The organism is Bradyrhizobium sp. 1(2017) (genome assembly GCF_011602485.2).
GTDB lineage: Bacteria > Pseudomonadota > Alphaproteobacteria > Rhizobiales > Xanthobacteraceae > Bradyrhizobium.
On the sequence record NZ_CP050022.2, the window covers coordinates 3,368,469 to 3,389,073 of the forward strand.

The following is a 20,605-nucleotide window of genomic DNA, read 5'->3' on the forward strand; positions in this document are numbered from 1 at the left end:
GTGTCCTCTGTTGGGGGATTCAATCGGCAAGGAAGTCGATGACGTGTTGCGCGGCAGCGGGCGTCTCCTCGAAGACGAGATGGCCCGTCGCCGGCACCAGCGTCACGCGGGCGTCGGGCAGGCCGGCCCTCCAGGCGTCCGCCTGTGCCGTCGGACGCAGCCGGTCAGCCGCGCCCCACAACACCAGCGTCGGCATCGCAATCCGATGCAGCCAGTTCGCAAGCTTCGGATTGCCCTGCGGCTCGCTGCGGATCAGCTTGGCAAAGCCCGTGACCTCACGCCCCAGGCGCGCGTCGAAGCCGGGATCGGGCGCCTTGGGGAAGTAGCGCAGCGCGGCGGCCGGATCGTGCGCGAGATAGGCCGGCAATTCCTGCGGCGCGATCTCGAACAATCCCGGTGCCGGTGCGCTCGGCACCACGAGGCCGGCGGGCGCGACCAGCACCAGCTTGCGCACGCGCTGCGGCTGGCGGATCGCGAACTCCGCGGCCAGCCATCCACCCAGCGAGAAGCCGGCGAGGTCGAACTGCGCAAGCGTGAGCTTGTCGAACAGATCCATGCAATGGAGGACGTGATCCTCGATCGTGTCGATCGCGTCGCTATCACCGGAGTCGCCGAAGCCGGCGTGATAGGGAATGATCACGGTGTGCCGCTTCGCCCAGTCGCGCGCCATCTCGAAGCCGGTGAAGGTGCCGGTGCCGTGCAGGAACACCAGCGCCGGACCGCTTCCGATCGTGTGGACGACCGTCCGCACGCCGTTGATGTCGTACTCCGCGCGCGCGAAGCCGGTGAGATCGGGCGAGGGTTTGACGGTATCAAGCATGGCGCCATCTCCGGTTGAGGTCGGCAGGTCGTGTGGTGAAAAGGGATCTCATGCGGCGTTCGCCTGGCGCCCGTTGAGAAGCATGGCGAACTGCTCGACGGCATTGGCGAGCCGCGCTGCGATCATTGGCGAGGACGGTCCGTCCGGTGCGAACTCGCTGCTGCTGGCGTAGATGGCGGTCGAGACAGTGCAAGCCTCGAAGAAACCGAACAACGGACGGAGTTGGTGTTCGACCACCAGGGAGTGGCGCAGGCCGCCGCCGACGGCTGTGAGCAGCACCGGCCGATTGCGCAGCACGCCCGGTTCGATCAGGTCGAATACGTGCTTGAACAGGCCGGGATAAGAGCCCTGGTAGACCGGGCAGCCGATCACGAGGCCGTCGGCCTGCTCGATCGCCTCGACGACGGCGCGGGCAGGGCCGTCGAGGCCGATGCGGGTAAAGGCGGCTATGCCTGAGCCGGCATCAACGAGGTCGAGGACGTTGGTCTTGAGTCCATGCTGCCCGAGCAGGTCCGCCGCGACGGCTTCCACCAGGACGCGCGACTTCGCCGGTCGCCAACTATTACCGGAGAAACCAACGATGCGGGATGTCCTCACGTTCAGGCCCTCTTGCCTCGCCGCACGCTCAGCCGGTGACCCCGAACACGGTCCATTGCGCACCGGGGCCGGGAAGGCCGAGCAGCGCGCGGCCGCATTCCTCGACGATCTGGTCGGCCATCAGGATGTGCTGGGTGCCGGAGTGGATGTCGCGATAGAACCGCTGCATCGGCGTGTTGTGCAGCGAGGCGCCTCGGGCGGCACGGTGCGCGAAGGTCCCGACGTCCGACAGCACGTCGTGGATGTGACGCAGCGACAGCTTGATCATGGTCATCTGGTCCAGCGACGGACTTTCGCCGCCGGCGCAGGTCTCCGAGACTTCCTTCCAGGTTTCGTGCACCAGCGCGCTCGCCGCGCGGAAGCGCGCTTCGGCCTGCGCGAACTGAAACTTGAAGCTTGCGCTCTCGCACGATTTGCCGAAGGGATCCTGGCGCTGGACGATCACTTTTACGAGTTCGTCGAGCATGCGGCGTCCAGTTCCGACCGCCCAGGCCGAATGCGCCCAGGCGCTGTAGCCGGCCAGTCCGAGCGCACCCTGCACACCGCCGCGCCTGGGCGCGCCGATGTCGAAGTCGTAGGTCATGTGAGCAGGCACGAACAGCTCGTCGCCTTCGCTCAGGGTATAGTCGAAACTTCCGGTCGCACGCAGGCCGAGCACGTCCCAATTGCCCATCAGCTTGATCGTCGAACGCGGATGGTGGGTCACGACGATCTTGGGCTGACCGTTTGGGCCGAATACCATGTCCTTGCCGGATGGGTCCGTCACGAAGCAGCCGGAATGCACCCACTCGGCATGCTGGATGCCGCTGCCATAGGCCCAGTTGCCGCGGATCATGTAACCACCGTCGACCGGGCGGGCGAAACCGCGCGGAACGCCGTTGCCGGCAATGGTGATGTCGGGGCCGCCCGCGAAGACTTTTCTTATGCCCTCATCCTCGATGTAGATGGCGAGTGTCGTTCCCTCCATGTTGCAGCCGATCGCGCACCAGCCAGCGGATGCGTGGGTGTAGGCGAGACGCTCGATCACGGTCATGGCGTCGTAGGGAAGAAGCTCAGGGCCGCCGACCTCCTTGGGAAACAGCATGTTGTAGATGCCGGCCTTGCGCAGTGCGGCCACCACGTCATCGGTGAGATAGCCCTGCGCCTCGGCTTCGGCGGCCCTCGATTCGACCAATGGCAGCAGGGCGTCGAGGCGCGCATGAAATTCGGCCACCGTCGGCGTTGCGGTGGACTTTGCGGCGCGCTGCACAGAAGGGCTCATGGTCGATGTCTCCACGTCAGGCTGTTTGCCACCCGCGCGCATTGACGACGGCGGGAAGGCTCGGATCTGCGGGGAACACCGGCCGGCTTTTTGCAAAACGATTCCGCCGCGCGCCAATACAGTTGGCGCGTGCGATGAACGGCTTGCGATGGCGTCGACATGTCCCCGTCGGAACCGCGCAAACGTCGTTGCGCGATCACGATGGCTGGATGCTAGAGATGAGGCAGGCAAACCGGCAATCCCCCATGATGGGGGGGCGATAATGGTGCGTTGCCGCAAAGCTGAGCCGTTAGAACAAGGCCTTGCCGCTTCTTTCCGCTTGACCAAGCAACAGGCAAGGAAGAAATTTTAGGCTTATAATAATCGGCAATTCCGGGTCGGCGCTTGCTTGGGCACGACACGATCTCGCAAGGAGCGGTGGTGAGAGCCGAGCAGGAGCATTTGGATGGTCTGCCCGAGCGGCAGCTCGCCGATCGGCTGATGTCCATCGCCGAGAGCCGGTCGGTACGCTCGCTCGGCATTGCCTGCTGTTCAGCGGAAATGACGGGATCGCCGACCGTTGGTCTCTATCTGCTCGACGGGCTCAAGCCCGAGTTGGCCTACAGCAGTCACGTCGCGGAAGGTCTGCTCGACAATTACAAGGCCGGCTTCTGGAAGTGTGATCCCGTGCTCGACTGCATCATGACCAGGGGCTGCGCGGCCGACGGCGAAACCGTGATCGGCCCGCAGCAGTGGCGGCACAGCCCATCCTTCGAGATGCTGCACGAGTGGGGTCTTGCCTACAACATGGGGGCGCCGCTGTGGTCCAGCCGCCAGATTGTCGGCGTGCTGTTCACCGCGACGACCGACGCGCCCTACACGCCGCGGACGCGGCAGCGCATGGAAATGCTGTGCCGCGCCGGTTCGCTTGCTTTGACCAATATGATGAATGTGGGCGAGATCGAGGCGCATCGTGGTGCCATCCCGGTTCCTGAGCGGGCCGCCACGCTTTCGGCATCGCTTCCGCCGCGTTCGGCCGACGTGGCCATTCGTGTCTGTCGCGGCCAAACCAACAAGGCGATCGCGCGTGAGATGGGAATCTCGGATCAGACCGTGAAGGAGCACGTCGCAAACTTGTGTCGCCGCTTCGGAGCGCATAATCGCACCGAGCTGGCGGCCCTCCTGCTGAGCACGACCAGCCGGCAATAGGCGACGAGGCCACGGGCAATCGCTTGGGTCGCCCTCACTCCCCCTGAATCCATTCCGCCAAGCCGCGCCACAGCGTGTCGCGGTGATCGGGACGGAAAAAGCCGAAATGGCCTATTGCCTTGGCGCCGACATCGGACGGCTTGACGGTGAGCACCTCCGGCGTGATCGCGGTGAAGCCGCTCGTCAGCAGCTCGACCGCGGGCCGCGTCGCCCAGGGATCGTCGGAGAAGCACAGCGCGCGCAGCTCGCCCCTGAAGTTCGCGAAATTCTCCAGCGCCGGCAGCTTCGAGTCGAACAGGTAGCGTGGGCTCGAGACCCACTCCGCCCATTGCAGGAAAACACCCTTGGGCAGATCCTCGCCGATGCCGGCCCAGCCGGGCGCGTAGCCGAGGGCGTGGACCAGCGGCACGCCGACAAAGTTCATGAAGGCAAAGACGCGATATTTTTCCGGCGACGTCATCAGCCGCCAGGTCGCGGCCTGCGAGGCCACGAACGCGGCGCGCGAGATGTCCGTGTTGTTCGCGACCAGCCCCAGCGCCTGGCCGCCGAAGGAATGGCCGATATAGGCAAGGGGCAGGGTGTGATAGCGCTCGCGCATCCAGCGTACCGCGGCGGTCACATCGAGCGCGGCCCAATCCGACATCGAGGTCTGGAAGCCGACCAGCGATTTCGGCTGGTTGTGGCCGACCATCGCCGGCAGCCGGGAATCGCCGATGCCGCGATAGTCGTAGGTCAGCACCGCGCAGCCGCGATGGGCGAGATAGGAGGCAAAGCCGCGGTAGATCTTGCGCGGGACCGCGGTGGCCGAGTTGATCAGCACGGCATGGCGTTTGGTGCCGCGCGGCAGGAACAGGGTGCCGGTCAGCGCATACCCATCGGTCGCCGGGAAGCTGATCTCGTCGATGAAAACGTCGTCCAGTGCCGCGTCCATAGGCGCAAGGTTATCCTGCCAGCTGCCCCGCCCTCCCAACAAATGCGAATTTGGCTTTTGCCGCAAGGGTTTGCAGCGCCGAATGGATTTACAACTGGCGGGCCGCGCTCAGCCTGTGTATAAGGCGGCCCTCGCAACCCACAGATCAGGTTGCACTTTTCGCTTTACGGAGAGATTGCGATGTCCGAGCGGTGGACGCCCGAGTCCTGGCGCAGCAAGCCGGTGCTACAGGTGCCCGACTATCCCGACGCCAACGCCCTGGCCGACGTCGAGGCGCAGCTTGCGACCTTTCCGCCGCTGGTGTTCGCGGGCGAAGCGCGCAACCTGAAGAAGGCGCTGGCGCGGGTTGCGGCCGGCGAGGCGTTCCTGCTCCAGGGCGGCGACTGCGCCGAAAGCTTTGCCGAGCACGGCGCCAACAACATCCGCGACTTCTTCCGCGTGCTGCTGCAGATGGCGGTGGTGCTGACCTATGCCGGCGCCGTCCCCGTGGTGAAGGTCGGCCGCATCGCCGGCCAGTTCGCAAAGCCGCGGTCGTCGCCGACCGAGAAGGTGAACGGCGTCGAGTTGCCGAGCTATCGCGGCGACATCGTCAACGACATCGCTTTCACCAAGGAAGCGCGCGTGCCGGATCCGCAGCGCCAGCTGATGGCCTATCGCCAGTCGGCCGCGACGCTGAACCTGCTGCGCGCCTTCGCGACCGGCGGCTACGCCAATCTCGGCAGCGTGCATCAATGGATGCTCGGCTTCCTGAAGGATAGCCCGCAGTCCCGCCGCTACAAGGAGCTGGCCGACCGCATCTCGGATGCGCTCAACTTCATGCGCGCCTGCGGCCTCGATCTCGAGGCCCATCCCGAGCTGCGTGCCACCGATTTCTACACCAGCCACGAGGCGCTGCTGCTCGGCTACGAGCAGGCCATGACCCGCGTCGATTCCACCACCGGCGACTGGTACGCGACCTCCGGCCACATGATCTGGATCGGCGACCGCACCCGCCAGCTCGATCATGGCCACATCGAATATTTCCGCGGCATCAAGAACCCGATCGGGCTCAAATGCGGCCCGTCGCTCAAGCCCGACGAGCTCTTGAAGCTGATCGACGTGCTCGACCCCGACAACGAGCCGGGCCGGCTGACGTTGATCGGCCGCTTCGGCTCCGACAAGGTCGGCGAGCACTTGCCGAACATGGTCCGCGCGGTGCAGCGCGAGGGCAGGGCGGTGGTCTGGTCTTGCGATCCCATGCACGGCAACACCATCACCTCGACGTCGGGCTACAAGACGCGGCCGTTCGACCGCGTCCTGTCCGAGGTGAAGTCGTTCTTTGCCATCCATGCCGCCGAAGGCACCCATGCCGGCGGCGTGCATCTGGAGATGACCGGCCAGGACGTCACCGAATGTATCGGCGGCGCCCGTGCCATCACGGACGAGGATCTCAACGACCGCTACCACACGGTCTGCGATCCCCGCCTCAATGCCGAGCAGTCCATCGACATGGCCTTCCTGATCGCCGAGCTGCTCAAGCAGGAACGCGCCGGCAAGGCCAGGCCGATGCCGGCCGCAGCGGGGCTCTAGGACCTTGCTGCGGATCTGGAAGGCCACGATCAACTCCCGTAACGGTCTGGCCTTTGCGTTCCGGTCGGAGCAGGCCGTGCGCGAGGAGATCTTTGCGCTCCTGCTGTCGCTGCCGCTCGCCTGGTTCGTCGCGGCGACCGCGATGCGCGCGGTCGAATTGGTGTGCTCTGTCGCGTTCGTGCTGACGGTCGAGCTGCTCAACACGGCGATCGAAAAACTCGCCGACCGGCTCACCATGGACCACGACAAGCAGATCGGCCGCGTCAAGGACATGGGCTCGGCCGCCGTCGGCGTTGCGCTGCTGATGGCCGGCGCGTTCTGGATCTTTGCCATCGTCGAGCGATTGGGTTTCGTCTAGCCCGGGGATAGGACGAGCACGCCATGACCGAACGTCTCAACGCCTTCGCGGTCACGCTCGCCCAGCTCAATCCGACCATGGGCGACATCGCGGGCAACGCGGCCAAGGCGCGGGCCGCGCGCGCGCAGGCGATCGCCGACGGCGCCGATCTCGTGCTGTTTCCGGAATTGTTCATCAGCGGCTATCCGCCGGAGGACCTCGTGCGGAAGCCGGCGTTCCAGGCCGCCTGCCGCGCCGCGATCGAAAGCCTTGCGCGCGAGACCGCCGATGGTGGCCCGGCCATGCTGGTCGGCACGCCCTGGGTCGAGGAAGGCAGGCTCTACAATGCCTGTGCGCTTCTCGATGGCGGCCGCATCTCGGGCCTGCGCTTCAAATGCAATCTGCCGAACTACGGCGTGTTCGACGAGATGCGGCTGTTTTCGCGCGGGCCTGCCGCGGGCCCGGTGACGGTGCGCGGCGTGCGCATCGGCGTGCCGATCTGCGAGGACATCTGGCTGGAGGAGTCCGAGGACTACGAGAACGTGGTCGAGACGCTGGCCGAGACCGGCGCCGAGATCATCCTGGTGCCGAACGGCTCGCCTTACGGACGCGACAAGAACGACGTGCGCCTGTCGGTCGCGGTGGCGCGCGTCACCGAAAGCGGCTTGCCGCTGGTCTATCTGAACCAGGTCTGCGGCCAGGACGAGCTTGTCTTCGACGGTGCGTCCTTTGCGCTCAACGGCGACCTCTCGCTCGCCGCGCAACTGCCGACCTTCGAAGAGAGCATCACGACGCTGCGCTTCACCAGAAACGGCGACGACTGGCGCTGCACGGGGCCGGTCGCCGAACAGCTCGAGGGCGACAAGGCCGATTATGCCGCCTGTGTGCTGGGCCTGCGCGACTACGTCGCCAAGAACGGCTTTCCCGGTGTGCTGCTCGGCATTTCCGGCGGCATCGATTCGGCGCTGTGCGCGGCGATCGCGGTCGACGCGCTCGGCGCCGACCAGGTGCACGGCGTGATGCTGCCCTATCGCTACACTGCGCCACACTCGATCGCAGATGCCGGCGAGCTCGCCGGCCATCTCGGCATCCGCTACGAGGTGCTGCCGATCGCGGAAGCCGTGAACGGATTCGAGACGATCCTGTCCGGCATCTTCAAGAACCTGCCGCCTGACATCACCGAGGAGAACCTGCAGGCCCGCACCCGCGGCACGCTGCTGATGGCGATCTCCAACAAGACCGGCCTGATGGTGGTGACGACGGGCAACAAGTCGGAAATGTCGGTCGGCTATGCCACGCTCTATGGTGACATGAACGGTGGGTTCAATCCGATCAAGGACATCTACAAGACGCAGGTGTTTCGACTGGCGAGCCTGCGCAACGGCTGGAAGCCGGAAGGCGCGCTCGGGCCTGCGGGCGAAGTCATTCCACCCGATATCATCACGCGTCCGCCGACCGCGGAATTGCGCGAGAACCAGCGTGATGACGACTCGCTGCCGGCCTATGACGTGCTCGATGCGATCCTCGAACGGCTGGTCGAACGCGAGGAGCCGCTCGATCAGATCATCGCCGCCGGCTTCGACCGCGAGACGGTGACCCGCATCGACCATCTGCTCAACGTCGCCGAATACAAACGCCGCCAGGCCGCGCCCGGCGTGAAGGTGACGGCGAGGAATTTCGGCCGCGACCGTCGCTATCCCATCACCAACCGCTTTCGCGACAAGGGCGAGAGGCCGCCGGCGGCGGACGAGACGCTGGTGTCGCGCGGGAGCAGGGCATCGATCGACGCGTTCGAGGGCTGAACTCCAGTCTTGAGCGACGGCGGGCCCTATGACGGGGTTGCGAAGAACAGCACCCGGAGCAAGTGAGTGTATTCGGATTCGAGCACCATGATCGCCACGAATACCAATACCGCGATCGGCGGCAGCAGGATGGCATAGGCCAAGGCCAGTCGCTCCCAGGCCATGTGCATGAAGACAGCGACGATCAGGCCGGCCTTCAACATCATGAACAGCAGGATCAGCGACCACCTCAGATAGCCATGCAGGCCAAAGTAGTCGACGAGGTAGGAGCACGTGCTGAGAACGAACAACCAGCCCCAGACCACGAGATACAGCTTGATCGGGTGCTGTTGTCCCTCGGCGTGAACGGCTCCCGTTGCGACTGCGCCAAGCGCCGGAGCGTGGAGCTGTCCTTCCATATGTATCGCCGCGTTTGCCATGCTCCGACCTCACCAAAGATAGAAAAACGCAAAGATGAACACCCACACGAGGTCGACGAAGTGCCAGTACAGCCCGGTGATCTCGACGATCTCGTAATGGCCCTTGCGGCTTGTGAAAAAGCCACGCTTCTCGACATCGAAGTCTCCCCGCCAGACCTTTCGCGCGATCGCGATCAGGAAGATCACGCCGATCGTCACGTGAGTGCCGTGGAAACCCGTGATCATGAAAAAGCTCGAGCCAAACTGCGCCGCGCCCCATGGATTGCCCCAGGGTCGAACGCCCTCCATGATCAGCTTGGTCCATTCGAACGCCTGCATTCCGACGAAGGTTGCGCCGAATGCCGCCGTGACGAGCATCAGGATGGCGGTTCTCACGCGATCCCTGCGGTAGCCGAAATTGACGGCCATCGCCATTGTTCCGCTGCTGCTGATCAGGACGAAGGTCATGATGGCGATCAGGATCAGGGGAATGTGGTGGCCGGCGATAGTGAGGGCGAAGACTTCGCTGGGATTCGGCCACGGCACGGTCGTCGACATGCGCGCCGTCATGTAGGAGAGCAGGAAGCAACTGAAGATGAAGGTGTCGCTGAGGAGGAAGATCCACATCATGGCCTTGCCCCAGGACACGTTCTTGAAGGCGCGCTGATCCGACGCCCAGTCGGCGGCGATGCCACGCCAGCCTTCGAGCCGCGCAGTCGATTGGTCCGAAGTTGTCAGCACGGTCTCAGCCATCTGGTCTCGCCTCCCTAGCTCAGCAATTGGCGGCAGATGTCGACGAAATCATCGGTCCAGCCCGTCAGAAGACCGAGCAGGACAAGCCAGACCAGCAGCATGAAGTGCCAGTAGATCGCGCACAGTTCCACGCTCAATCGCATCTCGGCGATCGCGGCGCCACGCCACATCTTGGCCGCGGTTCGGCCCAAGGCTACCAGACCGCCCGCTAGATGCACTCCGTGCACCGCGGTCAACAGGTAGAAGAAGGAATTCGCCGGATTGGACGCCACGAAATATCCGGCCGCCGCGAGCCGTTGCCAGGCCAGGAGCTGTCCGGCGAGGAACATCACGGCAGATGCTCCGCCAGCGAGCAGGCCGATCATGACGCTCTCAGTGTCATGTCGCCGAGCGGCCACGTACGACCATTGCAGCGCGACACTGCTCAGGACCAGGACGCCCGTGTTGACCCACAGCAGCCGCGGCACCGGCAGCGGCCGCCAGTCCACCACGCTCATGCGCATCGAGTAGGCGCTGATGAAGAGGACGAACAATGCGCTCGCGACAGCGAGAAACACGCCAAGTCCGACCTTCGCTGCCGGCCAGATCACGCCATCGCCGCCGGGGAAGTCACCGACCGGGCCTTCCTCCAGCCAGGGCTTGGCGGTCAGTCGCTGCTGCGACAGCCACCATCCGGCGACCACCGCAAGCACAGCCATGAACAGGATGACCGCACTCACGAAGCAGCTCCCTGAACGAGTTGCGTCGCGCGTGGCGGCTGGTTCTGCGGAATGAAGTCCTCCGCGGCACCAGGCACACTGTAGTCATAGGCCCAGCGGTACACGACCGGGAGTTCCTTGCCCCAGTTGCCGTGCCCTGGGGGCGTCTCCGGGGTCTGCCACTCCAGCGTCGTCGCTCGCCACGGATTGCCGCCTGAGGCCTCACCTTTGAACAAGCTCCAGACAAGATTGAACAGGAACACCATCTGGCTGAAGCCGACGGTCAAGGCCACCACGGAGATGAAGGCGTTCAGTGAATGGGCCGAGGGCGGGATGAACGCCGCATCCGCGAGATCGAAATACCGGCGCGGAACCCCGAGCAGCCCAAGGTAGTGCATGGGGAAGAAGATCAGGTAGGCGCCGAGGAAGGTGACCCAGAAGTGAAACTTGCCCAGGGCGTCGTTCAGCATCCGCCCCGTGACCTTGGGGTACCAATGATAGATCGCGCCGAGCACGACCATGATCGGTGCCACGCCCATCACCATGTGGAAATGCGCGACCACGAACATCGTGTCCGAGAGGGGCACGTCCACGACGACGTTGCCGAGGAAGAGGCCGGTGAGCCCGCCGTTCACGAAGGTGATGATGAAGCCGAGGGCGAACAGCATCGGCACCGTGAGATGAATGTCGCCGCGCCACAGCGTCAGGACCCAGTTATAGACCTTGATCGCAGTGGGGATTGCGATGATCAGCGTCGTGGTGGCGAAGAAGTAGCCGAACTGCGGGAACATGCCGCTCACATACATGTGGTGCGCCCATACGATGAAGCTGAGCGCGCCGATGGCCACGATTGCCCAGACCATCATGCGGTAGCCAAAGATATTCTTGCGCGCATGCGTGCTGATCAGGTCGGAGACGATGCCGAAGGCGGGCAGGGCTACAATGTAGACCTCGGGGTGGCCGAAGAACCAGAACAGGTGCTGGAAGAGCAGCGGGCTGCCGCCGCCATATTTCGACAGCTGTCCCATCTCCAGGAGGGACGGCATGAAGAAGCTGGTTCCCAGCAGACGGTCGAACAGCAGCATGACCGAGGCAACGAAGAGTGCAGGGAATGCGAGCAACGCCATGACGGTCGCGGTGAAAATGCCCCACACCGTCAGGGGCAGGCGCATCAACGTCATGCCGCGGGTACGCGCCTGGAGCACCGTGACCACGTAATTCAGCCCGCCCATGGTGAAACCGATGATGAACAGGATCAGCGATGACATCATGAGAATGATGCCCCAGTCCTGCCCGGGCGTTCCGGCGAGGATCGCTTGTGGCGGGTATAGCGTCCAGCCGGCCCCGGTGGGGCCGCCGGGCACGAAGAATGTCGAGGCCAGCACCAGGACTGCGAGCAGGTAGACCCAGTAGCTCAGCATGTTCACATAAGGGAAGACCATGTCCCGGGCGCCGACCATCAGCGGGATCAGGTAGTTGCCGAAGCCGCCCAGGAACAATGCGGTGAGCAGATAGATCACCATGATCATGCCGTGCATGGTGATGAACTGGAGGTACTGGTTGGCATCGATGAAAGAGAAGGTGCCGGGGAATCCAAGTTGCAGTCGCATCAGCCACGACAGCACCAGGGCCACCAGCCCGATGGCCGAGGCTGTCAGCGAATACTGAATGGCGATCACCTTGGCGTCCTGCGAGAAGACATACCGTGTCCACCAGCTCCTCGGATGATAGAGTTCGACCTCAGGTACTTCGGCAGGCGGGGCGCCTGCGATCCCTTCATATGGAATATCGACCATAGAAACCTCCTCGGTCGCTTCCATCGGGGGTGAGGCGTTGACCTCATGCACCCGATCCATCGTCGCGGCGGCAGCTTGCTACTTGCCGCTGGATTGGTACGTCGCCTTGACGACGGCCTTTGCCGTCGACAATTCGGCAAACGTTTTTTGCTGCTCCAGCCACGCGTGATATTCACGCTCCTCGTCAACGATGACCTTGGCTCGCATCTGATAATGAGCAGCGCCGCAAAGCTCCGCACAGAGAACATCGAACGTTCCGGTTCGGATTGGCTTTATCCAGAAATAGGTCACCATGCCTGGAACCATATCCATCTTGGCGCGGAATTCGGGCACGTAGAAATCGTGCAGGACATCAACCGAGCGGAGGAGAACCTTGATCGGCTTTTCCAATTGAAGGTGCAGGTCGCCGTTCTCGATCACGACGTCGTCCTGCGCATGTGGGTCGTCACGATTGAGGCCCATCGGATTGTCGGAAGCGATGTTGCGGACATCGGATGTGCCCAACTTCCCATCCTTGCCCGGAAGGCGGAAGCTCCATTGCCATTGCTGGCCCATGACCTCGACCTCGGTGGCATCCGCAGGCACCGTCACGAACTGGTGCCAGACCACGAGGCCAGGCGCCAGCATGGCCGCGACGCCGACGCCGGTCCCGACGCTCAGCCACCATTCGAGCCTTTTGTTTTCCGGATTGTAGTCAGCGCGTCTTCCCTCTTTGTGGTGAAAGCGGAGGACGCAATAAGCCATGAAAGCGATGACCGCGACGAAAACGAAGCCCGTAATCCAGAAGGTGATGTTGATGGTGTGGTCGATATAGGCCCAGTTCGTGGCGATCGGTGTCCACCACCACGGGCTGTAGATGTGGAACAGCACCGAGCCGATCGCGACCAGAAGCAGTATCAGTGCGACAACCATCCTGATCCATCCTTGCCATCGAAGGCTACGGATACGAATCCAGGGCGGAGCTCACGTCTGTTGCGATGACTGACTTTTCTCTGTCTCTATGTCGGCTCTCGTGTCGGCATATCGGCCATCGCCGCGCCTCTTGCCTCGCCCATTTCAACCGGTCGCGCGATGAAAACCCACGTCGCGACCGCCAATCTCATCGGAGCTGGGGGCGTCTACGAGTTTAAAATGATACCCGGCGGACCCGGCGTCAATAGCGCTTACTCGTGGTCATTTGGCGCGGACGGCTCTGTTGCCGTGCGAAAGCGTCCGGCGTCTAGCGGCCGACTCGTCAGCTGCGCAGCGCACAAATTTGTGCGGCTGCTCAATTCACCTAACCGTGAGCACAGCCGTACGTAGCGCGTACTATGCTCGCCAAGCGGGTCGCGACGGGTTCCGTCCGGCCAGGCTCGTTTCGCTGAACCTGGGTTTGCCGTACTCAGCCCGATCGCGTTTCTCGCTCAAGAGGCGGACACGCGTGGCTGGAGAGCGCGTCGTTTCACCGCCGCGACTTTCAGCAGGGAGGGTGCGTCCATGGCCACTCTGTATTCCGATAACATCGTAAGACGGCACATCTTCGGCGAAGCGGCCTCCTATCCCGTTCGCAAGATCGGCCTGGCTGACCTCGGTGCGGCGCTGCGCCTGGGATGGGAAGATTTCAAGGCGATGCCGAGTCACGCACTCGTCGTGTGCGTGATTTATCCCGTTCTCGGTCTCGTCTTGTTCAGGATGGTTCTCGGCTATTCGGTGCTGCCGCTTCTGTTTCCGCTGGCCGCCGGCTTTGCCTTGATCGGCCCCTTTGCCGCGATCGGTCTCTACGAACTCAGCCGGCGTCGCGAGCGTGGCGAGGAGGTCGATGCATGGGATGCGATCAAGGTGCTGCGCGCACCGTCGTTCGGCGCCATGGTCGAACTCGGCGTGCTTCTGCTGGTCCTGTTCGGGGCCTGGATCGGTGTCGCGAACGCAATCTATGTCGCCATCTTCGGTCACGCGGCGGCCGCGAGCATTCCCGACTTCGCAACGCGCGTGCTGACGACACCGGAAGGCTGGTCGCTCATCATCGTCGGTTGCGGTGTCGGCTTCCTGTTTGCGGTTGTGGCCTTGTGCGTCAGCGTCGTGTCGTTTCCGTTGATGCTCGACCGGCATGCGACTGCGATCGACGCGATCCGCACGTCGCTCCGCGCGGTTGCCGCGAATCCGGTTGCGATGGCCGGATGGGGCCTCATCGTGGCGGCGCTGCTGGTGATCGGCTCGCTACCGCTGTTCGTCGGTCTCGCTGTCGTTCTGCCGGTGCTCGGCCATGCCACCTGGCACCTCTATCGGCGGGTGGTCGAGCCGAATCCGAATCCACCCGACGAGCTGCCACTGCCCCCGAAGGGAAAGCGCTACGCGGCGGACTTTCCGGCCAACCTCTTCCCGTGGAGCCGGGAGGGGGAACAGTAACACTGAAACGGCGGCGCCTGGCGAGCGCCTTCGCGGGGCATGAGGCGGTAGGGCCTATTTCTGCTCCTGCGGCAGGAACGTGGGCCCGACCGAACGGATCGGCTTGTTCTCGGAGCTCGCAGCGGTGCCTGCATCCGCAGGTGGCGTCGCAGCCGGTGCATTCGCCGTGGTCGGCGCCGGTGTCGCGCCCTTCTTGGCATTCGCAGGCGTGCCCTTGTTGAGCCGCTGCTGCTGCATCTTCTTGGCGCTCTCCTCGGTGACGATGATGTCGCCCTGCTGCTCGGCCGTCGCCTTGTCGTCCGCCGATTTCAACGCATCTGCCCAGGTCTGGCCTGCGGCCTTGCAGGAGCAGGACGGGTTGAACTCGCTGCGGAATTTGAATGCGGTCGGCAGCGCGGTGTAGGGCTGGCCGCTGGTGGACACCGCGGAGTTCATGTCTTCGCCGGGATTGCGATGGGTGTAGAGCACGGCTTCCGCGGCCGGGCACAGCGCCTTGCAGGTCTTTTCGTCGTCGGGGAAGCGCGCCGGCACGGTCGCAAACGAGATCGGGAAATAGGCGCCGTCGCACGTGCGCACGCACACAGTGCGGAAGGTGCCGGATTGGGGCCCGAGATCGGAGGGCGGCATGGCTTGCGGATTGCCGGCATTGTTGCCGCCGAACAAATTGCTGAGGAAGTTGCCGCCGCCCTGGGACTGGGCCGCGTTGGCATATTGCGGGCCGCAATTGTTCTGCGCGAGCGCCATCAGCACCGAGCGACGCTGGCTGTCGCGCTCCGGGCTGCCGCCGGGGCCGCCGCCGCGAAGCCGCTCGAGATTGCCGGTGATCTGGTCCAGATTGGCGCGCATCTGCTGGATCTGGGTGTTGACCGGGCCGCATTGCGCCTGCTGGCCGCCGAACAGCGAGAAGAAGCCGGAGGAATCGCAGCCCATGCGCTTGGCCTGCATGGTGACGCGGTCGAGCTCGGCCTGCTGACGGGTCTGAGAATCCTGGTAGCGGCGGATCTGCTCTTCGCGTGCGGGGTCACCGCCGCCGCCGCGATCGAGCGCGGCAAGCTGGCCTTCCAGTCGCACGCACATCGGATTGGGGCCGAGCCCGTTTTGGCCGGGCTGAGGCGGCGGTCCGGGCGGTCCGGCCTGCGCGAACGCGCCGGTGGCGAGCACGACGGCGCTCACGAGCACGGTGCAGGCAAGGAGGAAGCGGGCACGGGACAGGGACAAAAATTCAGGCATATCCGCCATTCTAGCGAGGTCACGGCCCGGCATGACTTTGGAGGGCCGAAGCGCGCCCTCCCATAGCCGCTTCCTGCGGCATCGTCACGTCGTTTCAGGGACCAGGGATTGGGCCTAAGGTCCGCCAGTTCCGAGCGAATTCAGCGCTGGCAGGTGATTGCGACATATTCGTCGCAACGGCCATGGGAGCAGTTTGCGCCGGATTTGGGGACAGAGCCGGTAATTTCATCGGGATCGACCCGGCGATAGGCCGAGGCCTGGGCAAAATCCCGTGATTGGCAATAGGTGCGCGCGACCGAGGCGCCGCATTTGTCGCCCTTGGCCAGGCACTGGTCGACCCCGTAGCCGTCCGCCTGGTTGGCGATGATGAAGACGCGGGTCTCGGCGCAGGCGCTGGAGGCCGCAAGGATGGAGGCGCCGAAAATGAGCGCGAGGAAGGATCGCATGAAAATACCTTGTGGCCAAAGAAACTGCCAGTTCCAGAATGGGCTCAAATGGTTAGGGGATCATGAACCGTCAGGACGAGCGCGCGCGCTTTGCGGAGATAAAGCGGCGCTTTCGCGGCTCCCTTGACGCGGGGCCGCCTCATAGCCCATATGTGGCCGCATGAACGGTCTCCTCGCCATTTGCGCCATTTGCCGCGAGATTACGAGCTAGCGATTCGCTGGCTGGAGCCGTCTTTTCTCAAAAACATTGAGAGCCCTGGACGCCCGGCCAACAGCCGACGGGTATCCATATGGAATTGCGCCTTTACGATACGCTGAGCCGGGAAAAGCGCCCCTTCGTGCCGCTCGATGCGAACAACGTCCGCATGTATGTCTGCGGACCGACCGTCTATGACTTCGCCCATATCGGTAATGCGCGACCGGTGATCGTGTTCGACGTGCTGTTTCGGCTGCTGCGCCACCTCTACGGCGAGGCGCACGTCAAATATGTCCGCAACATCACCGACGTCGACGACAAGATCAACGACCGTGCCGCGCGCGACTTCCCCGGCCTGGCGCTGAACGAGGCGATCCGCAAGGTCACGGAGCAGACCGGCAAGCAGTTTCACGCCGACGTCGATGCGCTCGGCGCGCTCCGGCCGAGCGTCGAGCCGCGTGCGACCGAACATATCGCCGAGATGCGCGAGATCATCGAACGGCTGATCAAAGGTCGCTTTGCCTATGCCGCCGAGGATCACGTGCTGTTCTCGCCGCAGGCGATGAACGCGACCAAGTCCGACCTGCCGCGCTATGGCGCGCTGTCCAATCGCTCGCTCGACGAGATGGTGGCCGGCGCCCGCGTCGATGTCGCGCCCTACAAGAAGGGCAACACCGACTTCGTGCTGTGGAAGCCGTCGAAGCCCGGTGAGCCGTCGTGGCCGTCGCCGGCCGGCATCAAGGCCGAGGGACGTCCGGGCTGGCATATCGAGTGCTCAGCGATGGCCTGGAAGCATCTCGGCGAGCATTTCGACATCCATGGCGGCGGCATCGATCTCGTGTTTCCGCATCACGAGAACGAGCTCGCGCAGACCTGCTGCGCCTTTCACCAGCAGCGCATGGCGAACTACTGGATGCACAACGGCTTCCTGCAGGTCGAGAGCGAGAAGATGTCGAAGAGTCTCGGCAACTTCATCACAATTCATGAGCTATTGAAGGACTGGCCGGGCGAGGTGTTGCGCCTGAACATGCTGAAGACGCATTACCGCTCGCCGATCGACTGGACCATGAAGTCGCTGGAGGAGAGCGCCAAGACGCTCGACGACTGGTATCGCGTCGCGGCCGACGTCGAGCCCGGCAGGCCGGCCGCGTCCGTGCTCGAGCCGCTGCTCGACGACCTCAACACGTCGCTGGCGATCGCAGCGCTGCACGGCTTGCGGAATAGCGACGTGAATGCCTTGGCTGGATCGTTGCGGCTGCTCGGCTTTCTCTCGGAGAGCGCTGCGCAATGGGAGGGCCGCAAGCAGCAGGCGAGTGGCGTTGATGCCAATGAGGTCGAGCGCCTGATCGCGGAGCGAACCGCCGCCCGCAGCCGCAAGGACTTTGCGGAGTCCGACCGCATCCGCGATCTGCTCGCCGCGATGGGCGTCGCGATCAAGGACTCCAAGGAAGGCACGACCTGGGAGATCGCGCGATGAAGCGGCCCGACACGCCGTTCCCGCGGCACTGGCTCTATTACATCGCGCTGAAGATCCTGCTGCTCGGCGCCGCCGTGGCGCTGGTGCTGAAACTCTATGGGATGTGGTGAGGACGATGGCACAAGCGCACCCCAAGCCCGGCCTGCGGCCGTTCCTGCCTGATGACGTGCCGATGCTCGCCGCGATCTTCACCGCCAGCATCGAGGAGCTGACCGGCGACGATTATAACGAAGCGCAGCAGCAGGCCTGGATGGAGGCGGCCGAGGACGAGGAGTTCGGCAAGCGGCTCGCCGCCGACCTCACGCTGATCGCGACGCTCGAGGGCTCGCCGGTCGGCTTCGCCTCGCTGCGCGGCAACGATCACATCCGCATGCTCTATGTGCATCCGGCGGTGAGCGGGCAGGGCATCGCGACCATGCTGGTCGACGCGCTGGAGAAGCTTGCCGGCGGCCGCGGCGCGACAAGTCTTTCGGTCGATGCCAGCGACACCGTCCAAAACTTCTTCGCCAAGCGCGGCTACACGGCCCAGCAGCGCAACAGCGTCACCATCAACGACGAGTGGCTCGCCAACACCACCATGAAAAAGACGCTCGGAGCGGCGCAATGAGCAAGGAGCGTCTTTATCTGTTCGACACCACGCTGCGCGACGGCGCGCAGACCAACGGCGTCGACTTCACGCTGACCGACAAGCAGGTCATCGCGGCGATGCTCGATGATCTCGGCATCGACTATGTCGAGGGCGGCTATCCCGGCGCCAATCCGCTCGACAGCGAATTCTTCGCGACCAAGCCCAAGCTCGCCCATGCGCGCTTCACGGCGTTCGGCATGACGCGCCGGGCAGGACGCTCCGTCTCCAACGACCCCGGGGTCGCGGGGCTCCTCGAAGCGAAGGCCGATGCGATCTGCTTCGTGGCGAAGTCTTCCGCCTATCAGGTACGTGTCGCGCTGGAGACGACGAAGGAGGAGAACCTCGCCTCGATCCGCGACAGCGTCGCCGCGGCAACGACCGCGGGCCGCGAGGTGATGCTCGACTGCGAGCATTTCTTCGATGGCTACAAGGAGGATTCGAGCTTTGCACTCGCCTGCGCCAAGGCCGCCCATGAGGCGGGCGCGCGCTGGGTGGTGCTGTGCGACACCAATGGCGGCACCATGCCTGACGAGGTCGAGGCCATCGTCAGAGAGGTAACCAAGCACATCCCGGGCGACCATGTCGGCATTCACGCCCATAACGACACCGAACAGGCGGTCGCCAACTCGCTCGCCGCGGTGCGCGCCGGTGCGCGGCAGATCCAGGGCACGCTGAACGGCCTCGGCGAGCGCTGCGGCAATGCCAATCTCTGCTCGCTGATCCCGACGCTGAAATTGAAGAAGGATTTTGCCGATGCTTTCGAGATCGGCGTCACCCGAGAGAAGCTGGCGACCCTCGTGAAAGTCTCGCGCACGCTCGACGACATGCTCAACCGCGTGCCGAACCGGCATGCGGCCTATGTCGGCGAGAGCGCCTTCGTCACCAAGACCGGCATCCACGCCTCCGCCGTGCTGAAGGATCCGCAGACCTATGAGCACGTGTTGCCGGAGCTGGTCGGCAACCACCGCAAGGTGCTCGTGTCCGACCAGGCCGGGCGCTCCAACGTGATCGCCGAGCTTGACCGTGCCGGGATTCCTTACGAGAAGAGCGATCCGAAGCTGACGCGCCTCGTGGAAGAATTGAAGGATCGCGAGGCACAAGGCTACGCCTATGAATCCGCAAACGCCTCGTTCGAGCTGCTGGCGCGCCGCACGCTCGGCAAGGTGCCGCATTATTTCGAGGTCGAGCAGTTCGACGTCAATGTCGAGCAGCGCTACAATTCGCACGGCGAGCGCGTCACCGTCGCGCTGGCGGTGGTCAAGGTCGATGTTGCCGGCGAGCATTTGATCTCGGCGGCCGAAGGCAACGGTCCCGTCAACGCGCTCGACGTCGCCTTGCGCAAAGACCTCGGCAAGTACCAGAAGTACATCGAGGGGCTGACGCTGATCGATTACCGGGTGCGTATCCTCAACGGCGGCACCGGCGCGGTCACGCGCGTCCTGATCGAGAGCGAGGACGAGAACGGCGACCGCTGGACGACGGTGGGCGTGTCCCCGAACATCATCGACGCCTCGTTCCAGGCGCTGATGGATTCGGTGATCTACAAGCTCGTGAAGTCAAGCGCGCCGGCGTAAGACCCGCCACGGCCGTCATACCCCGCGAAAGCGGGGTATCCAGTACGCCGCGGCTTCTCGGTCGCTCTCGGGCGTCTCGGAATACTGGATCGCCCGGTCAAGCCGGGCGATGACAGCTGGGTTGAGGAGAGGGCAGGGCATGATCGACCACATCTCCGTCGGCGTCAGCGATCTCGATCGCGCCGCAAAGTTCTACGAGGCGACGCTTGCCGCGCTCGGCCTCACGCGTCTCGTCACGCGGCCGCGGACGATCGGCTTCGGCAAGGCTTACCCGGAATTCTGGATCAACTTGCGCGAGGGCATGCCACGCGTCGCGCCGGAAAGCGGCGTGCACATCTGCCTGCGGACGAGGACGACCGATGAGGTCGATGCATTTCACGCCGCCGCGCTGTCCGCTGGCGGTGCCTCCGACGGCGCGCCGGGCATCCGCCCGCACGATCGCGTGCGCTATTACGCGGCCTTCGTCACCGATCCCGATGGTAACAGGATCGAGGCGGTGACGTTTCCGAGCGAGTAACC

20 protein-coding genes are annotated in these 20,605 nt (G+C 64.2%); 9 read left to right on the forward strand and 11 right to left on the reverse strand.

The window, feature by feature from the left end:
* Positions 1 to 19: 19 nt before the first annotated feature.
* Genes HAP40_RS15625 through HAP40_RS15635 form a run of 3 tightly spaced genes read right to left on the reverse strand, consistent with a single transcriptional unit; the run spans position 20 to position 2,678 of the window.
* A complete protein-coding gene (locus HAP40_RS15625; protein WP_166816980.1) occupies positions 20 to 820 on the reverse strand; it encodes an alpha/beta fold hydrolase in 801 nt (266 codons plus the stop codon).
* Between the two features lie 48 nt (positions 821 to 868).
* Positions 869 to 1,417, reverse strand: a complete 549-nt coding sequence (locus HAP40_RS15630; RefSeq protein ID WP_166816979.1) for an NAD(P)H-dependent oxidoreductase — start codon at positions 1,415 to 1,417, stop codon at positions 869 to 871.
* A 28-nt stretch (positions 1,418 to 1,445) separates the two neighbouring features.
* A complete protein-coding gene (locus HAP40_RS15635) occupies positions 1,446 to 2,678 on the reverse strand; it encodes an acyl-CoA dehydrogenase family protein (RefSeq protein WP_166816978.1) in 1,233 nt (410 codons plus the stop codon).
* A gap of 420 nt (positions 2,679 to 3,098) precedes the next feature.
* On the opposite strand from HAP40_RS15635, the gene HAP40_RS15640 reads away from it, so the two are divergent.
* Positions 3,099 to 3,866 carry a LuxR C-terminal-related transcriptional regulator gene (locus tag HAP40_RS15640; protein WP_166816977.1) on the forward strand — a complete coding sequence of 256 codons (768 nt, stop codon included), beginning with the start codon at positions 3,099 to 3,101 and terminating at the stop codon, positions 3,864 to 3,866.
* Between the two features lie 34 nt (positions 3,867 to 3,900).
* Here HAP40_RS15640 and HAP40_RS15645 read toward each other — a convergent pair whose 3' ends face one another.
* Positions 3,901 to 4,797 carry an alpha/beta fold hydrolase gene (locus tag HAP40_RS15645; protein WP_166816976.1) on the reverse strand — a complete coding sequence of 299 codons (897 nt, stop codon included), beginning with the start codon at positions 4,795 to 4,797 and terminating at the stop codon, positions 3,901 to 3,903.
* A 180-nt stretch (positions 4,798 to 4,977) separates the two neighbouring features.
* Here HAP40_RS15645 and HAP40_RS15650 point away from each other — a divergent pair, with 180 nt between their 5' ends.
* The 3 genes from HAP40_RS15650 to HAP40_RS15660 are packed head-to-tail and all read left to right on the forward strand — an operon-like array spanning position 4,978 to position 8,505.
* Entirely contained in the window at positions 4,978 to 6,366 is a 1,389-nt protein-coding gene (locus tag HAP40_RS15650) for a class II 3-deoxy-7-phosphoheptulonate synthase (RefSeq protein WP_166816975.1), read from the forward strand.
* Between the two features lie 4 nt (positions 6,367 to 6,370).
* Complete coding sequence (locus HAP40_RS15655; protein WP_166816974.1) at positions 6,371 to 6,724, forward strand: diacylglycerol kinase; 354 nt, start codon at positions 6,371 to 6,373, stop codon at positions 6,722 to 6,724.
* A 23-nt stretch (positions 6,725 to 6,747) separates the two neighbouring features.
* Positions 6,748 to 8,505 carry an NAD+ synthase gene (locus tag HAP40_RS15660; protein ID WP_166816973.1) on the forward strand — a complete coding sequence of 586 codons (1,758 nt, stop codon included), beginning with the start codon at positions 6,748 to 6,750 and terminating at the stop codon, positions 8,503 to 8,505.
* 26 nt (positions 8,506 to 8,531) lie between these two features.
* Here the strand turns inward: HAP40_RS15660 and HAP40_RS15665 are convergent, their stop codons facing one another.
* The 5 genes from HAP40_RS15665 to HAP40_RS15685 form a co-directional block, all read right to left on the reverse strand.
* Positions 8,532 to 8,924 (reverse strand): cytochrome C oxidase subunit IV family protein, encoded by a 393-nt coding sequence (locus HAP40_RS15665; RefSeq protein ID WP_166816972.1) that lies wholly within the window; start codon positions 8,922 to 8,924, stop codon positions 8,532 to 8,534.
* Between the two features lie 9 nt (positions 8,925 to 8,933).
* Entirely contained in the window at positions 8,934 to 9,656 is a 723-nt protein-coding gene (locus tag HAP40_RS15670) for a heme-copper oxidase subunit III family protein (RefSeq protein ID WP_166816971.1), read from the reverse strand.
* Between the two features lie 14 nt (positions 9,657 to 9,670).
* Positions 9,671 to 10,375 (reverse strand): cytochrome c oxidase subunit 3, encoded by a 705-nt coding sequence (locus HAP40_RS15675; RefSeq protein WP_166816970.1) that lies wholly within the window; start codon positions 10,373 to 10,375, stop codon positions 9,671 to 9,673.
* The gene (locus tag HAP40_RS15680) at positions 10,372 to 12,150 is read right to left on the reverse strand and encodes a cbb3-type cytochrome c oxidase subunit I (protein ID WP_166816969.1); all 1,779 of its coding nucleotides are present in this window, start codon (positions 12,148 to 12,150) and stop codon (positions 10,372 to 10,374) included. The genes HAP40_RS15675 and HAP40_RS15680 overlap by 4 nt, the downstream gene beginning before the upstream one ends.
* Positions 12,151 to 12,228: 78 nt before the next feature.
* Entirely contained in the window at positions 12,229 to 13,062 is an 834-nt protein-coding gene (locus tag HAP40_RS15685; protein ID WP_166816968.1) for a cytochrome c oxidase subunit II, read from the reverse strand.
* A 564-nt stretch (positions 13,063 to 13,626) separates the two neighbouring features.
* Here HAP40_RS15685 and HAP40_RS15690 point away from each other — a divergent pair.
* Positions 13,627 to 14,535: a DUF2189 domain-containing protein gene (locus HAP40_RS15690; protein ID WP_166816967.1), complete on the forward strand. Its 909-nt coding sequence runs from the start codon at positions 13,627 to 13,629 to the stop codon at positions 14,533 to 14,535.
* A 54-nt stretch (positions 14,536 to 14,589) separates the two neighbouring features.
* On the opposite strand, the gene HAP40_RS15695 is transcribed toward HAP40_RS15690, so the two are convergent.
* Positions 14,590 to 15,774, reverse strand: coding sequence for a DUF2865 domain-containing protein (locus HAP40_RS15695; protein ID WP_166816966.1), 1,185 nt, complete (start codon positions 15,772 to 15,774; stop codon positions 14,590 to 14,592).
* A 131-nt stretch (positions 15,775 to 15,905) separates the two neighbouring features.
* The gene (locus tag HAP40_RS15700; RefSeq protein WP_166816965.1) at positions 15,906 to 16,211 is read right to left on the reverse strand and encodes a hypothetical protein; all 306 of its coding nucleotides are present in this window, start codon (positions 16,209 to 16,211) and stop codon (positions 15,906 to 15,908) included.
* A 290-nt stretch (positions 16,212 to 16,501) separates the two neighbouring features.
* Here HAP40_RS15700 and cysS point away from each other — a divergent pair, with 290 nt between their 5' ends.
* The 4 genes from cysS to HAP40_RS15720 all read left to right on the forward strand — a co-directional run bounded on the left by cysS (position 16,502) and on the right by HAP40_RS15720 (position 20,603).
* Positions 16,502 to 17,884, forward strand: a complete 1,383-nt coding sequence (gene cysS / locus HAP40_RS15705) for a cysteine--tRNA ligase (RefSeq protein WP_166816964.1) — start codon at positions 16,502 to 16,504, stop codon at positions 17,882 to 17,884.
* 115 nt (positions 17,885 to 17,999) lie between these two features.
* Positions 18,000 to 18,491: a GNAT family N-acetyltransferase gene (locus HAP40_RS15710; RefSeq protein WP_166816963.1), complete on the forward strand. Its 492-nt coding sequence runs from the start codon at positions 18,000 to 18,002 to the stop codon at positions 18,489 to 18,491.
* Positions 18,488 to 20,086, forward strand: a complete 1,599-nt coding sequence (cimA, locus tag HAP40_RS15715; protein ID WP_166816962.1) for a citramalate synthase — start codon at positions 18,488 to 18,490, stop codon at positions 20,084 to 20,086. Before HAP40_RS15710 ends, cimA begins: the two co-directional genes overlap by 4 nt.
* Positions 20,087 to 20,225: 139 nt before the next feature.
* The gene (locus HAP40_RS15720) at positions 20,226 to 20,603 is read left to right on the forward strand and encodes a VOC family protein (RefSeq protein ID WP_166816961.1); all 378 of its coding nucleotides are present in this window, start codon (positions 20,226 to 20,228) and stop codon (positions 20,601 to 20,603) included.
* Positions 20,604 to 20,605 lie beyond the last annotated feature (2 nt).